General features: G+C 68.7%; 15 protein-coding genes. 9 read left to right on the forward strand and 6 right to left on the reverse strand.

Annotated features, from left to right (window positions below):
* Window positions 1–26 precede the first annotated feature (26 nt).
* Entirely contained in the window at window positions 27–497 is a 471-nt protein-coding gene (locus tag AB0B33_RS00940) for an NUDIX domain-containing protein (RefSeq protein ID WP_360765208.1), read from the reverse strand.
* Between the two features lie 8 nt (window positions 498–505).
* Window positions 506–1249 (reverse strand): DUF5919 domain-containing protein, encoded by a 744-nt coding sequence (locus AB0B33_RS00945; RefSeq protein WP_360765211.1) that lies wholly within the window; start codon window positions 1247–1249, stop codon window positions 506–508.
* A gap of 236 nt (window positions 1250–1485) precedes the next feature.
* Between AB0B33_RS00945 and AB0B33_RS00950 the strand changes: the two genes are divergently transcribed.
* The 8 genes from AB0B33_RS00950 to AB0B33_RS00985 all read left to right on the forward strand — a co-directional run bounded on the left by AB0B33_RS00950 (window position 1486) and on the right by AB0B33_RS00985 (window position 8242).
* Window positions 1486–1713, forward strand: coding sequence for a hypothetical protein (locus AB0B33_RS00950; RefSeq protein WP_360765213.1), 228 nt, complete (start codon window positions 1486–1488; stop codon window positions 1711–1713).
* Between the two features lie 19 nt (window positions 1714–1732).
* Window positions 1733–2179, forward strand: coding sequence for a hypothetical protein (locus tag AB0B33_RS00955; protein ID WP_360765216.1), 447 nt, complete (start codon window positions 1733–1735; stop codon window positions 2177–2179).
* A 246-nt stretch (window positions 2180–2425) separates the two neighbouring features.
* Entirely contained in the window at window positions 2426–2923 is a 498-nt protein-coding gene (locus AB0B33_RS00960) for an AMED_5909 family protein (RefSeq protein ID WP_360765218.1), read from the forward strand.
* Window positions 2924–3257: 334 nt separating this feature from the next.
* Window positions 3258–4811 (forward strand): FtsK/SpoIIIE domain-containing protein, encoded by a 1554-nt coding sequence (locus tag AB0B33_RS00965; protein ID WP_360765221.1) that lies wholly within the window; start codon window positions 3258–3260, stop codon window positions 4809–4811.
* A complete protein-coding gene (locus AB0B33_RS00970; protein ID WP_360765224.1) occupies window positions 4808–5194 on the forward strand; it encodes a hypothetical protein in 387 nt (128 codons plus the stop codon). Before AB0B33_RS00965 ends, AB0B33_RS00970 begins: the two co-directional genes overlap by 4 nt.
* Complete coding sequence (locus AB0B33_RS00975) at window positions 5194–6789, forward strand: replication initiator (protein WP_360765226.1); 1596 nt, start codon at window positions 5194–5196, stop codon at window positions 6787–6789. Before AB0B33_RS00970 ends, AB0B33_RS00975 begins: the two co-directional genes overlap by 1 nt.
* A 14-nt stretch (window positions 6790–6803) precedes the next feature.
* Window positions 6804–6992, forward strand: a complete 189-nt coding sequence (locus AB0B33_RS00980) for a helix-turn-helix domain-containing protein (protein ID WP_360765229.1) — start codon at window positions 6804–6806, stop codon at window positions 6990–6992.
* On the forward strand, window positions 6992–8242 hold the full coding sequence (locus tag AB0B33_RS00985) for a site-specific integrase (protein WP_360765232.1): 1251 nt from the start codon (window positions 6992–6994) through the stop codon (window positions 8240–8242). Before AB0B33_RS00980 ends, AB0B33_RS00985 begins: the two co-directional genes overlap by 1 nt.
* A gap of 92 nt (window positions 8243–8334) precedes the next feature.
* Here AB0B33_RS00985 and AB0B33_RS00990 read toward each other — a convergent pair whose 3' ends face one another.
* The 3 genes from AB0B33_RS00990 to AB0B33_RS01000 all read right to left on the reverse strand — a co-directional run bounded on the left by AB0B33_RS00990 (window position 8335) and on the right by AB0B33_RS01000 (window position 11752).
* On the reverse strand, window positions 8335–9537 hold the full coding sequence (locus AB0B33_RS00990; protein WP_360765235.1) for an acyl-CoA dehydrogenase family protein: 1203 nt from the start codon (window positions 9535–9537) through the stop codon (window positions 8335–8337).
* 22 nt (window positions 9538–9559) lie between these two features.
* Entirely contained in the window at window positions 9560–10855 is a 1296-nt protein-coding gene (locus AB0B33_RS00995; protein ID WP_360766188.1) for an acyl-CoA dehydrogenase family protein, read from the reverse strand.
* Window positions 10856–10957: 102 nt separating this feature from the next.
* Entirely contained in the window at window positions 10958–11752 is a 795-nt protein-coding gene (locus AB0B33_RS01000) for an SDR family NAD(P)-dependent oxidoreductase (protein WP_360765239.1), read from the reverse strand.
* A 102-nt stretch (window positions 11753–11854) separates the two neighbouring features.
* Between AB0B33_RS01000 and AB0B33_RS01005 the strand changes: the two genes are divergently transcribed.
* Window positions 11855–12679, forward strand: coding sequence for a helix-turn-helix transcriptional regulator (locus AB0B33_RS01005; RefSeq protein WP_360765241.1), 825 nt, complete (start codon window positions 11855–11857; stop codon window positions 12677–12679).
* Here the strand turns inward: AB0B33_RS01005 and AB0B33_RS01010 are convergent.
* On the reverse strand, window positions 12671–13879 hold the full coding sequence (locus AB0B33_RS01010; protein ID WP_360765244.1) for a low temperature requirement protein A: 1209 nt from the start codon (window positions 13877–13879) through the stop codon (window positions 12671–12673). The genes AB0B33_RS01005 and AB0B33_RS01010 overlap by 9 nt on opposite strands.
* Window positions 13880–13940: the final 61 nt, after the last annotated feature.

Consider the following 13940-nt stretch of genomic DNA (forward strand, 5'->3'; position numbering starts at 1 on the left):
TATTTGGTTGAATCGATATCTTCGAGCTAGCTAAAATACACTGAATCAGTGCGGCTTAGTGCATGATTTACGCGAAGCATGATCGATTGATGGATGTTGAGATGCTCAAGATCGATCTGTGTAATCCAAGTAACCTCCTTGCTTTCGGTGCTAGTTCGGAGAGTTCCGCCTGCATAGATGCCACGAAAGCAGATCGAGAATTCTTGCCTCACCTCGCCGTCGGTGTAAGCTATAACGTGTTTGGGATCGGAGTACAGGCCGATCACGTCGGTGACTTCACACTCAATACCTGTCTCTTCGCGTACCTCTCGAACTGCCGCTTCGGCTAGGGTCTCGCCGAGCTCAAGCTGTCCGCCTGGTATGGAGTAAAGGTCGTTGTCCGTGCGTCTAATCATCAGGATTCGACCTTCATCGTCCTGAATGAAGACCGATACTGCTACTGCGATGCTGTTGGCCTTGGGGGCGTTTGGGTCGTCGTAGTAGTCGACTCTGGTCATGCTGCCTCCTAGAAGGTGGCCGGCTTGGCGAGGTTCCAGACTGACTCGAAGCTCTCCGAGTAGGTCTCGAAGAGGTCCCCGGCGGACAGTCTTCGCAGGTGGAGGGATGGGGCGTGGGCTCCCTGGAACCCGTACACGTGCGTGTTGATGATCATCTCGTCGTCGAACCGGAAGATCGAGTTGTAGAGCGTCGTGTTGTGGAAGCGCATCTCGACCCCGTCGACGCCGATCAGCGGCCGGTAGAACGCCAGCGCGTTGCGGATGCGCGCCGCGAGCGTCCCGTCGCCCAACTGCTCTTCCTCGCCGCGCAGCGCGACGCTGTCTCCCTCGGGATCTCCGAACACGAGCCGGATCTTCGCGCCGGCCGCTGCCTTGGCTGTCAGGTCCTTGATGAACCGTGGGCGTTCGACCAGGAACAACGCCGCGTGTACCAGGATCTCGACAGTCTCCGATGCTTCCTTGATCAGCCGGTCCCATAGCTCGACGGGGACGGCGTTGCGGTGCGGGAAGACCTGCACAAGCTCGGCGGCGGCGGTCTCGACCTTGCGCTCCGGAGCCACCGAGTCCGGCCACAGGTAGGTCTCTGACTCGCGTGCCATGGCGGCGATCTTGTGCCGGTGCTTGGGGTAGGGCGTTCGGTTCTTGGTGATCCAGCGCTCGACGGTCTTCTGATCGACGCCGACGGCCTTGGCGACCTGCTCCAACGTCAGGCCGTTGCGCAGTAGCGCGTCACGCAGGCGTTCGTTCGGCATCGGCACCCCTTGGGACGTGTAGGGACGTCTTCGACGGTACCAGCGACGTCCCGAGATGTCCCGCCACGTGGTGATCACGTCCCGCGTTTTGGCGGAGTCTGGGTGTCAGGTTGCCGGGGCAGGCCCGGTGCCAGGACACCGAGGAGGAACGCGTGACTACTGAAACGACTGTCTGGCTGGCTGGCTCGGACAAGCGGGCGGTACCTCGCCGACGTGCGGCGTAGGCGCGGCGTGGCATGCGCGACACGGTTCAGATCCACGTCACGGCTGATCTGCCGATTCGTGTCCGGGCGCTGACGTACGCAAACCGCGCGGAAGTCCGGTTCGGCAAGGCGTTCCCGGTGGTCCTGCTCGTGGACTCCGACGCCATCGCCGTACTGCGGAGGGAACTGGATGAGGTGAGCGCGGCACTGGACGCCGCAGCGGCACGAGGCGGAGAACCGCCCGAAGTAACCAACCAATAGACGACACAAGGGATTCAGCATGGCTATCGACAAGGGACACCGGTTCGGGATCGACTTCGACGACGCGTTTCCGCAGGGCTTGGTGATGGTGGGCGAGGTGTCGCCGGACAACGAGTATCAGTCGCGTGAGGACCGGGCCGCGAATCGTCCGGTGCGGCAGCGGGTTGACGAGGTGACGGGTAAGCGGCAGTGGAAGGTGATGGTCACTGACCCGGCCGAGACGCGGGCGAAGCGGGCGTCGTTCGAGATCACCCTTCTTGCCGACGTGCAGCCGGTGCCGACGACGTCGGAGGCGTTGCCCGGGATGCGGCCGATCGAGCTGGACGGTCTGACGGCGGAGCCGCGCGTGGCGGGGCAGGGTGAGTTCAAGTATCAGTCCTACGTGTTCCGCGCGACCGGATTCAAGCAGGCCGCGAGCAAGGCGTCTCGGTCCGGTGGGTCCGGTGAGACGGCGAAGGCGGCGTGACAGGGATGGGCTTCCGCGAGCGGGTCGAGGCGTGGGAGCGGGCGTATCGGGACTACATGGCCGCGTGGGAGCACGGGCGTGCAGTCCTGTCGCCGGTGAGTGCGACGAACACGGCGAACGCTGCTCGGCGGGTGTCGCGGGCGTGGCACGAGTTGGCGCAGGCGCGTGGGTTGCCGTGGTGGTGTGTGGCGGCGTTGGAGTCGGCGGCCGAGGGGTTCGCCGACCTGGCCCGGGAGTGGGAAAAGCATGACGGCAACGTGGGACGGGCTGGGGCTGCGCTGGACAGTCGGGGCGGGTACCGAGGTGACGGTGGAGGAGACCGGGACGGGCGCGTCATGTCCGCCGGTCTTGGTGCTGGCCGGTGGGTTGTGCGTGGTGACGCTGGTGCCGCCGGAGGACAGACCGCCTGGACGGGATGCGCGGTGTTCCTTCGTCGGCTCCGCGACCACGCCGAGGACCTGGCGGCGCTGCTGGAAGCCCGCGCGGAGAGGCGTGATCGTGCGGAAGGCTGAGCCGAAGACGCTGCGGGAGGCGCACGAGGTCGTGATGGACCGCCGGCCAGCGAACAACGCGAACCCGTCGGTGTGGCTGGCGTTCCGGCTCGGCAACGCGCGGTTGTACAAGGCGATCGCGGACGTCGACCGGGGTCATCACCACGAGGCGCTGTACTGGGCCGGATACGAAGAACGGCAGGCAGGTGAGATCTCGGCGGAAATTCAGGCGGACGGCAAGCCCGGCCATTAGTCGCATGTAGACGACCAGAAAGTCAACAGTACTAGCGAAAAACGCACGCTATGACGTGCGGCGATGAAGCACGTCCTGATGTGTGGGCGTGTGATCCGTAAGGCGCAGAAGCGGAACCTGGCTACCAACCTTGCCGCTCCTGCGCTGTCCACAACCAGCGGAAGTGAACAATGACAACGCTAAACGATGACAACCGGCGAGCGTCAACGGGGGTCACCCGAACGCGCTGCGCCTCCTGCAAACGATTCGCCAAGCTCCTTCCCGGCGAGAACCAGTGCGCTCCCTGCTTGGGAATGCTGCCGCTGGACCTCGACGTGAAGCGGGGTGGTCGGTGATGTCACCCGGCTTCGGGGTAGTTGCCCTGGCTGGGCTCGGGCTCGGCGTGTGGGTGCTGCACAAAATTGGCCGCGCCGTGGCGTCGGTGGTCGAAGGTCTGGCTGCGGCGGCCGTGGTGTTCGTGGCCCTGTGGTGGCTGTGCAAGGCCGTGGTCTGGATGCTCGCGCAGGTGGTGACGCGGTGGCGGACCAGCCTCGTTGTGGTCGCGGTCTACGCCTGGTGCGAACTGCTGGGCTGGCTGTCGCTCGCTCTGGTCCTGGGCTGCATCGCGGTGGTCCTGACGACGTGGTGGTTGATCGGCCCTGTCCCGTTCGATCAGTGGTGCTGGCGGTTCCTGCGCTCCTGGTGGGCGCGATGGGCTGTCTACGGGCGGAAGCTGCCGGAGTGGCTGCACGCGTGTGGTCTGTCGGTGCGGGACGAGGCGCTGCCGGTGGTGGTGAACGTCAACCTCGTCGGCCGTCGACGCGCGCTCTCCCGCTCGACCTCGAACCGGCCGAACGCACGGATGCCGAAGGTGCTCGGCGTCCGCTCCGGTGCGTCGTGGGATGAGGTGCGGGTGGAGCTGGTGGCCGGGCAGAAGCCGGAGGACTTCGACGAGGCCGCCCGAGCGCTGGCCGTTGCACGGAAGGTCGCTCGCTGCCAGGTCCGTGAACTGGCCCCCAACGTCGTCTCGATCGACTTCCAGCGCCGCGACTTGCTCGGCGGTGGGGTGGCCGGCCCCCAGGTCCCGGACGGCGTCGACTCGACCGGCGTGGACCTGCGCAACGTCTGGGCCGGGCGGACCGAGTACGGCCGTGACTGGCGGGTGCCGCTGCTGGGCTCCGGCGCGCACTGTCTGACTGCTGGCGCATCCGGGGCGGGCAAGAACTCGGTGATGTGGTGCCCGCTGGTCGCGGCCGCGTCGGCAATCCGGGCCGGGGTGGTGCGCATGTCCGGCATCGACCCCAAGGGCATGGAACTCGCGTACGGGCGCGGCATCTTCACCCGGTACGCGGTCGGCGGCAAGGAAGCGGTCGAGCTGCTTGACGGCCTGGTGGAGGAGATGGAATCGCGCAAGCGCGCGTTCGCCGGTCGGCTGCGGACGATCCCGGTGTCGGCGGAGTATCCGTTGGAGCTGCTGGAGTTCGACGAGATCGGTGCGCTGACCAAGTACACCGACCGCAAGACCCGTGAGGCCATTGTGGAACGTGTCGCCCTGCTCACCACTCAAGGCCGGGCATTGGGGATCTCGGTGCGCGGTTACGTCCAGGAGCCGACCAAGGACACCGTTCCCGTGCGGGAGCTGTTCACCCGCCGGGTCTGCCTGCGGGTCACCTCGAAGACGCACGTGGGCATGGTCTTGGGCGACGGCGCGTACGAGCGCGGGGCGTGGGCGAACCGGATCGGTGACTCGGAGGCCGGTGTGGGCTACGTGTGGGGCGAAGGCATCCGCGAACCGCTGCGCATCCGGGCCGGGTGGGTCTCCGACGCCACGATCAAGGCCCTGGAGGCGTACGTGACTAACGGGGGTGTCGCGGACCTGCGGCACGGCGGTGAGGGGGTGGCCGCGTGAACCGGCTGATGATCTTCCTCGACGCCATCCGCGACCACCTCGACTCCCACCAGCTGCCGCCGGCCGCGTCGGTCGACATCAATGCCTGGTCCAGCCCGATCACCGTCCAGCTCGACGTCGACGGCCTACCGGAGGTCGCGCGGGCACTGCTTGTCTGGACGCAGACGCTCGAGGACGTCTCGGCGCGGCTATGGCGGCTGTGCAACGGCAAGTGGTTGCACATCTCGGTCACTGGCCGGACTCCATGCGGCATCCCGGTCCAGGTCTACGGCGTGGTCCGGTTCGAGCCGAGCACCTTCCCCGACCTCCCGGCCGGAGCGAAACAGGACATGCCCGTGTACGTGCTGCGTGGCTGGTCTTCGCCCGAGGGGGTGGCGGCTTGATGAGCGAGACACGCGCCGAACGGATGCGAACCCCGCTCGCGGCCGACGTCATCCGGGCGACGGCGGAGAAGCACGGGGTCTGCGTCCGGCCGTTCACGATGGAAGTAGGGGACACCACCACCGGCGAGCTGCGCTACGTGCCCGTGCCCTGCGGCTCCACGGTGGAGTCGGTGTGCCTGCCGTGTGCGCGGAAGGCGAAGGCACTCCGGCAGGCCCAGTGTCGCGAGGGCTGGCACCTGACCGAAGAACCCAACAGCACCGCCGAGCCGCCATCGGAGGACCACAAGGAGCTGCTGACCTACCGGGCGGACCTGTTGGCCGCGTATCGAGAGGTGGTTGAGCACGATCCGGCCGAAGCGGAGGAACTGCGAGAGGAGATCACGGGGGTCGATGCGGAACTTCGGCAACTCGGGATGCGGGGCCGGCTGCCCGCCCTCGACGTCCCGGCCAAGCGGGCGGTGAAGCGGTCGACCAAGCGGCGGCAGGACGCTCCGAACCTGCCTCGCCGGAGGGTCGCGAAGACGACGGTCGGGCGGGAGTACGCGGGGAAGTTCCGGCCCTCGATGTTCGTCACGCTGACCTGCGACACCTACGGGCCGGTCCGCGGCGACGGCTCGCCGGTTGACCCGTCTCGGTACGACTACCGGCGGGCCGCTCGGGACGCGGTGCACTTCTCGGCGCTGGTGGACCGGTGGTGGCAGAACCTGCGCCGGGTCGTCGGCTGGGACGCGCAGTACTTCGCCACCGTCGAGCCGCAGCGTCGGGCCGCGCCGCACCTGCACGCCGCGATCCGGGGCTCGGTGCCGCACGACGTGATCCGCCAGGTCACCGAAGCCACCTACCACCAAGTCTGGTGGCCGGCGCATGACGAAATCGTCTACGTCGACCGGCGTCCGGTTTGGGACGGTCCCGAACACGGGTTCGTCGACCCGGAGACACGTCAGCCGCTGGCCCGGTGGGACGACGCGGTGGAGGCCGTCGAACGCCCGGCGCACGTCGTCACGTTCGGGCGGCAGGTCCACTCGAAGGGCATCCTCGGCGGCACCGAAGAGGCCGGCCGCCACATCGGCTACCTGACCAAGTACCTCACCAAGTCCACCGGCGAAGTGGTCGAGGCGGACAGCGCGGCCCAGTCCGATCACCACGACCGGCTTCACGCGGAGCTGTCGATCACGCCGTGCTCGCCACGCTGCGCGGTCTGGCTGCTCTACGGCATCCAGCCTAAGGGCGTCACAGGCAAGACCACCCCGGTGCACTGCAAGGGCCGGGCTCACCGCCGGACCACGCTCGGGCTGCCCGGCCGTCGGGTCCTGGTCTCGCGGAAGTGGTCGGGCAAGACCCTCGTCGACCACAAGGCCGACCGGCGGGCCTTCGTGCTCCAGGCGCTCGCGGCGGTCGGGATCGAGAAGCCGGAGACCGACCGGTCACAGCAGGTCTGGCGCAAGGTCGAGCCCGGCGACCCGCAGGTACCGCCCCGGCCGCACCTGGTGATGCGCGCGATCGCGGAACGGATCACGTGGAAGGCCGAGTACGACCGGGCGCTACTGGCAGCGGAGAGACCTCCAGAAACTTCGGCAACTGGACTCGCGGCCTGATCAAAGGGGAAGCAATGGACAACGTGCACCGCATCGAACGGCTCTGGACCGTCGAGGACGTCTCGGACTACCTCGGCGTCCCGGTGAAGACGCTCTATCAGTGGAAATGGCGCGGCGAGGGCCCGCCGGTCAAGAAGATCGGCCGGCACCTGCGCTATGACCCGGCAAAGCTGCGTGCCTGGGTCGACGCGGAGGCGGCCTGATGGGTCACATTCAAGATCGTTGGTATCGCCCCGCGCGGGATGCGGTGACCGGAAAGGAAATCCTCAACGCGCGGGGCAAGCCCGTCATGGAACGGTCCGAGCTGTACGGCATCGGGCTGCGGTACAAGGTCCGCTACCTCGACCCGGACAACAACGAACGCTCGAAGTCGTTCGCGGACAAACAAAAGAAGCGCGCTGAGGACTTCCTAATCGGCGTCGAGTCGGACAAGCGCGAGGACAAGTACATCGATCCGCGAGCCTCGCAGACGACGTTTCGGCAGCAGGCGGAGAGCTGGTTGAAGAGTCAGTCCCCGGACCCTGGCACTCGGTCGACCATCCTCAGTCGGCTCGAAAGCCAGATCTACCCGGTCTTCGAGACCAAGAAGGTCGGGCAGATCAAGCCGTCGACTATTCGTGACTGGGTCGGCTCGATGGAAGCGCGGAAGCTCTCGGACAACTATCAAGCGGTCTTGTTCAACACCGTCTCCGGCGTGATGGACTCGGCCGTGGACGACCGCCGGATTCGTGAGAACCCGTGTCATGCGAAGACAGTGCGGAGACCGGTCGCGAGTAGCCCGCCGATCGTCGTATGGCCGGAGGAACGTGTTCAGACTGTTCGGTCGGGGCTCGCGGATCGGTTCAAGATCGCGGTTCCGCTCGGCGCCGGATTCGGACTGCGGCAGGGCGAGATTCTGGGCTTCTCGCCCGATGACGTCGACCGAACCGCGATGACCGTGCGGATTCGTCGGCAGATCAAGACCGTCAGGGGCGTGATGATGTTCGCGCCCCCCAAGCGGGGCAAGGAGCGAACCATCCCGCTGTCGGCCGCCATGCTGGCGGAGATCGACGACCACGAGGACCGGTTCCCGTCCGTGGCCGTCACGCTGCCGTGGCAGAGCGCGGACGGTGAGCCGGTGACGGCACGGCTGCTGATGACCGGGGAAGGTGGTCGGCTGTACTCCGGGGACCTGTTCACGAAGGTTGTCTGGCACGGAGCGTTCCGGACGGCCGAGATCAAGTATCGAGGTCGCGCGGACGGGATGCATGCGCTCCGTCACTTCTACGCCTCGACGCTCCTGGCCCGTGCGGTGTCGATTACGGAGCTGGCCGACTACCTTGGCCACGCTGATCCGGGCTTCACGCTCCGGACGTACACGCACTTGGTCCCGTCGAGCCACCAGCGGGCGCGTGAGGCCGTCGACGCGGTGTTCGGACGGCCTGCCGTCGATGACGGCCTGGAGGCGGCCTGATCATGAAACCGGTCCCCGCCGACGCGAAAGCCGCCCGGTCGCAAAGCCTCAAGGAGAGACAAGCGACCGGGCGGCTTTCCGTTACGTCACAACTACTTCAGCTCAGCGCTCGTCTTCCCCAGAATCCGGCGAGCCACGATCAACTGCTGGATCTGCTGCGTCCCCTCGAAGATGTCGAGGATTTTGGCGTCCCGGGCCCACTTTTCGAGCAAAGACTCTTCGCTGTACGCCCCGGTCAGCTCGACGCACTTCAGCGCGATCTCCACCACCGAACGCCCGGCCTTCGCTTTGGCCATCGACGCCTGCAGCGAGTTCGGCTTCCGGTTGTCCGCCATCCACGCGGATTCCAGCGTCAGCAGGTACGCCGACTCGTAATCCGCTTCCAGGCGGAGGAATTCGGCCGCCGCCGCGTGCTGGGTGTTCGCCGGGCGGTCGTAGTCGATGGTGACGCCCGCGGCCGTCAGGATCTCGCGGGTCTCCTCCAGCGCGGCCCGCGAGACGCCGATCGCCATGGCCGCCACCAGGGGGCGCGTGTTGTCGAACGTCTGCATGACGCCCGCGAAACCCTTGGCCGTGTCGATTTCCGGCGTGCCCAGCAGGTTTTCCGCCGGGACGCGGCAGTTTTCGAAGCGCAGCACCGCCGTGTCGGAAGCGCGGATGCCGAGCTTGTGCTCGACGCGCACCACCTCGAAGCCCGGCGTGCCCTTCTCCACCACGAACGACTTGATCGCCGCGCGGCCCTTGGACTTGTCCAGGGTCGCCCACACGACCACCGCGTCCGCGCGCTCGCCCGACGTCACGAAGATCTTCTCGCCGTTGAGGACGTAGTGGTCGCCGTCGAGGCGGGCCGTCGTGCTGACCGCCGCCGAGTCCGAACCGAAGGCGGGCTCGGTGATCGCCATCGCCGCCCACATGCCGGAGAAGCGCTCCAGCTGTTCGTCGGTCGCGACCGAGCCGATCGCCGCGTTGCCGAGGCCCTGACGGGGCATCGACAGCAGCAGGCCGACGTCGCCCCAGCACATCTCGATCGTGCCGAGGACCACGTTCAGGTTGGCGCCGTTGCGGTTGCCCTTTTCCTTCTCGGGACCGGAGCGCCGGACGCCCGCCGCGCCCGCGCCGCCCTCGCCGGACGAGTTCAGCCCGTCCAGCAGCGCCGCGAACATGTCGAGCTCGGCCGGGTACGTGTGTTCCGCGCGGTCGTACTTGCGCGAGATCGGCCGGAACACCTCGGCCGCGGCCTGGTACGCCTGGTTGATCAGCGCGCCGGCCTTCTTGGGAGCTTCCAGGTTGATCATCGTTAACGCCTTTCGCGAAAGCCTAGAGAAGGACGGCGCCTTCCATGACGCCGATGGCACGCAGGTCCCGGTACCAGCGCTCGACCGGGTGCTCCTTGACGAAGCCGTGCCCGCCGAGCAGTTGCACGCCCGCGTTGCCGATCTGCATGCCCTTGTCCACGGCCAGCTTCCGCGCCAGCGCGACCTCGCGGGCGTAGGACTTGCCCTGCTCGGCCCGCGACGCGGCGCGCAGCGTCACCAGCCGCAGGCCCTCCAGCTCGATCGCGATGTCGGCGACGGAGAACGCGACCGCCTGCCGGTGGCTGATCGGCTCGCCGAACGCCACGCGCTCGTTGACGTAGGGGACGACGTAGTCGAGGACGGCCTTCGCGGTGCCGGCGGCCAGCGCCGCCCAGCCCAGCCGCGAAAGCCGGACGAGGTCGGTGAAGACGTCGAGCTTGCCGCCGCCGAGCAGCGCGCCCGCGGGCAGCGACACCTTCTCCAGGTGCAGCTTGCCGGTCGCGGCGCCGCGCAGGCCCATCGCCGGCTCGGCCTCGATGGTGACCCCGGCGGTCGACGACTCGACCAGGAACAGCGCCGGGCCGCGGCCTTCGAGGTCGGCCGACACGATGAACAGCTCCGCCTGCGCCGCGCGCGGGACCAGCGTCTTCACGCCGTCGAGCTGGTAACCCTTGGGCGTGCGACGCGCCTTCGTCGCGGGCTTGAAGGGGTCGTACAGGGCCTTCTGCTCCTGCAGCGCCAGCGCCGCGGCGGGGACGTTCTCGCCGACGAACGCGGGCAGGTAGTCGGCCTGCTGCTGCTCGTCACCCCAGCTGACCAGCGCGGTGCTGACCGCGGACGGCGCGAGCACGGCCACGGCCAGGCCGAGGTCGCCGTGCGCGAGCGCTTCCGCGACGAGCGCGTTGGTCACCACCGAGCGCTCGGTGCCGACACCGCCGAGCTCCTCGGGGATGCCGACCAGGCTGATGCCCAGCTCGGCGGCCCGGCTCAGGAGTCCCTCGGGTGCCTCGAGCTTCGCGTCGGCGTCCGCGGCGGCCGGCCGCAGCTGCTCGGCGGCGAACTCCGTCACCGTCTCGACGATGAGCTGCTGGTCCTCGCTCGGCGTGAGGTCGAACAGCCCCGTGTCGGCGGACGGCGCGAGCCGGGCGGGCTTGCCCAGCTTCTGCACCGACTTGAACGACCGGGTCGCCGCGCCGGCGACGCGGAAGCCGTTGCGGGTCCCCGCGGTGACCAGGTCCTCGAGGGGCTTGCGCAGCCCCGCGCGGTCGACGACCTTGCTCCCGGCCAGCCGGGTCAGCGCGGACAGGCCCCAGCCCATCGCGTCCCGTTTCCTTGGCGCAGCCATGTGGCCCTCCATCCGTTACCTACTCGCGAGTAGGTTAACGCGGGAGCCGCTCCGGCGCCAGTGCGGGGGGTGACCTTACGCCGTAAGGCGAGCTGAAATTTCCCACAGCTCCCGCGCGCCGGCGTGGTCCGTGCGCCGTTCGAGCCGGGGCCGCTCGCCGTTCCGGCCGCCTGGGCCGACGTAGGCATTTCCCGGGACGTCCTCGGTCGCGGCGAAGAGGATGGGGAGTGCGCCGTACTCGGGCTTCTTCTGCGCGATCACCGGGTAGAGCGCCTTCAACAGCAAGGCGAGGGGGCGGCCGAAGTGCCGATCGAGGCCGGTGCGCGCGACGCCGGGGTGCGCGGCGACGGCCCGGACCGCGCTCCCGGACGCCGTCAGCCGCCGCTGCAGCTCCTGCGTGAACAGCAGGTTCGCCAGTTTCGACTGGCTGTAGGCGCCCAGCGCGGAGTAGCGGCGGCGCTCCCAGTTCAGGTCGTCGAGACGGAGCCGTCTCGTCCGCGCCAGCCCGGACGAGACGGTGACGACCCGGCCGGTGACGTGCGGCAGGAGCAGGTCCGTCAGCAGGAACGGGCCGAAGTGGTTGACGGCCATGTGCGTCTCGAAACCGTCCGCGGTCTTCGCGTACGGCACCGCCATCACGCCCGCGTTGTTGATCAGGACGTCGAGGCCGCCGGACCAGCCGGCGGCGAACTCCCGCACCGAGGTCAGGTCGGCGAGGTCGAGGCGACGGACTTCGGTGTCACCCGGCGGCGGCGTGGCGCGGGCGGGGTCGCGCACGGCGAGGACGACGCGGTGACCCCGGGCGGCGAGTTCGCGGGCGGTGGCGGCGCCGAGGCCGCCGTTGGCGCCGGTGATCAGGTAAGTGCTCATGGACTCGAGCGTCGCGGCGCGCGCGGGGGCGCGGCAGAGCGCGCCGATCGGGGGACCGGCGATCCCTGGGTACGCGGGTCCGAAGCGTCGATAATCGGGACCGTGAACCGCGCCGACCTCGCCGACTTCCTGCGCCGCCGCCGGGAGGCCCTGCGCCCGGACGACGTCGGCCTGCCGCCCGGGCAGCGCCGCCGCACCAGCGGGCTGCGCCGCGAGGAGGTCGCGGCGCTCACGGGGATGTCCACCGACTACTACACGCGGCTGGAGCAGCAGCGCGGGCCGCGACCGTCGGAGCAGATGCTCGCCGCGATCGCTCGCGGCCTGCGCCTGACCCTCGACGAGCGCGACCACCTGTTCCGGCTGGCCGGGCACACCGCGCCGAGCCGCGTGGCGCGCACCGACCACGTCAGCCCGGCGCTGATGCGCGTGCTGGACCGGCTGCACGACACACCCGCGCAGGTGATGTCGAACCTCGGCGAAACGCTCGTGCAGAACCCGCCGGCCCGGGCCCTGCTCGGCGACGAGACCGGCCACACCGGACCCGCGCGCAGCGCGAGTTATCGATGGTTCACCGACCCGGCCGAGCAGCTGCTCTACCCGCCGGCGGACCGCGCGCGCCACGGCCGGTTCCTGGTCGCGAGCCTGCGCGCGGCCAGCGCGACCGACCCGCGCGCCGCCGGCCTCGCGCGGCTGCTCGCGGCGAAGAGCGCGGACTTCGCGACGCTCTGGGAAGCGCACGAAGTCGCGGTGCCGTTCGAGCACCGCAAGACGCTCGTGCACCCGGGCCTCGGCGAGATCGCGCTCGACTGCCAGCTGCTCTTCACCGACGACCTCGCGCAGCTGCTGCTGGTCTTCACGGCCACGCCCGGCACCGAAGACGCGGAGAAGCTGCGGCTGCTGTCCGTTGTCGGCCCGGAGCTACTGTGAATGCTCGGCGTGCACCTGCTTGCGCCACTCGGCGAACCGCAGGCGCTCGAACCCGATGAGCCCGAGCACGACCGCGGCGACGACCAGCAGCAGCACCGCGGCCGGGACGTGCTCCAGCAGCGGCGTCGCCGCGACCAGCAGCACCCCCAAGACCAGCCGCTGGTGGTTCCAGCTGCCCAGGTTGCGCTTGCGCAGCGCGCTCAGCGCGATCAGGTAGAGCCCGAGCCCGCCGGTCAGCGTCCAGATCGGCACCCCGTGCAGCGCCTCGCCCGGCGAGTGGTGCTCGGTGTCGGCGATGTACAGGAAGGCCTTCTTAAGCCCGAGCGCGACGAGCACGATCCCGGCGATCAGCGGCAGGTGCAGGAACGTGTAGGAGTCGGTGGCGAGCTTCGTGCGCTCGGTGCCCTCGGCCTGGGTGAGCCGGTGCTCGGACACGCGCGCGACGACGTCGAAGTACGTCCACCACATCCCGGCGGCCAGCGCCAGCCCGCACACCGCGCCGCCGGTGACCAGCCACGACATCGGGAGCGACCCGATCCCGATGCCGATCGCGACGATCGACTCCCCGAGCGCGATGATCACGATCAGCCCGAACCGCTCGGCGAAGTGCGCGGGCGCGTTCAGCCGCCACCCTTCGGGCCCGGCGAGGTAGACGTTGAGGTAGTCGGCCAGCAGCGCGGCGACCCACAGCCCCAGCTGCCACGGTCCGCTCAGGAAGGCGGCGACGCCGAGCAGCCCGACGGAGGGCAGCAGGCCGACGAACATCTTGAGCAGGACCTTCCGCAACCCGGGGTCGTGCTTCGCAGCGCCGAGGTAGGCGACGAGGTGCAGCAGCCGCACGAGCGCGTAGCAGGCGACGAACAGCACGGGCGCGTACAAGCCGCCGGGGAAGTCGACAAACGCTTCGGGGATGGTCAGGGAAACGAGGAACATCACGGCCATCGCCCCGAACATCGCGAGCCGCGCGATGCCGTGGTCGACGTGGATGGTGTTCCCGAGCCAGGCGTAGCTGCACCAGCACCACCACAGGACGGCGAGCATGGCCAGCCCCTGCCCGACCCCCACCGGGCTCAGGTGGTCGGCCATCAGCTGGGTGGTCTGGGTGATGGCGTAGACGAAGACCAGGTCGAAGAAGAGCTCGATGGTGGAGACGCGGTGGTCCTCGTCCGCGCTCACCAGGTGCAGGCGTGTCGTTGGCACGCCGAATTATGGACGGCCGGGCCCCGCGAGCGGCGCGTTTCGGGGTAACGCCCTGCGCGAA

Origin of the sequence: Amycolatopsis sp. NPDC049159, assembly GCF_040648295.1 — a bacterium.
GTDB lineage: Bacteria > Actinomycetota > Actinomycetes > Mycobacteriales > Pseudonocardiaceae > Amycolatopsis > Amycolatopsis pretoriensis_A.

Bases quoted from the DNA above. Each gene is read 5' to 3' on its own strand.
- AB0B33_RS01000 (WP_360765239.1), bottom strand. From the start codon at position 11,752: ATGAGCACTTACCTGATCACCGGCGCCAACGGCGGCCTCGGCGCCGCC.
- AB0B33_RS00940 (WP_360765208.1), bottom strand. From the start codon at position 497: ATGACCAGAGTCGACTACTACGACGACCCAAACGCCCCCAAGGCCAAC.
- AB0B33_RS00975 (WP_360765226.1), top strand. From the start codon at position 5,194: ATGAGCGAGACACGCGCCGAACGGATGCGAACCCCGCTCGCGGCCGAC.
- AB0B33_RS00965 (WP_360765221.1), top strand. From the start codon at position 3,258: ATGTCACCCGGCTTCGGGGTAGTTGCCCTGGCTGGGCTCGGGCTCGGC.
- AB0B33_RS00960 (WP_360765218.1), top strand. From the start codon at position 2,426: ATGACGGCAACGTGGGACGGGCTGGGGCTGCGCTGGACAGTCGGGGCG.
- AB0B33_RS00985 (WP_360765232.1), top strand. From the start codon at position 6,992: ATGGGTCACATTCAAGATCGTTGGTATCGCCCCGCGCGGGATGCGGTG.
- AB0B33_RS00955 (WP_360765216.1), top strand. From the start codon at position 1,733: ATGGCTATCGACAAGGGACACCGGTTCGGGATCGACTTCGACGACGCG.
- AB0B33_RS00995 (WP_360766188.1), bottom strand. From the start codon at position 10,855: ATGGGCTGGGGCCTGTCCGCGCTGACCCGGCTGGCCGGGAGCAAGGTC.
- AB0B33_RS00945 (WP_360765211.1), bottom strand. From the start codon at position 1,249: ATGCCGAACGAACGCCTGCGTGACGCGCTACTGCGCAACGGCCTGACG.
- AB0B33_RS00990 (WP_360765235.1), bottom strand. From the start codon at position 9,537: ATGATCAACCTGGAAGCTCCCAAGAAGGCCGGCGCGCTGATCAACCAG.
- AB0B33_RS00950 (WP_360765213.1), top strand. From the start codon at position 1,486: ATGCGCGACACGGTTCAGATCCACGTCACGGCTGATCTGCCGATTCGT.
- AB0B33_RS00980 (WP_360765229.1), top strand. From the start codon at position 6,804: ATGGACAACGTGCACCGCATCGAACGGCTCTGGACCGTCGAGGACGTC.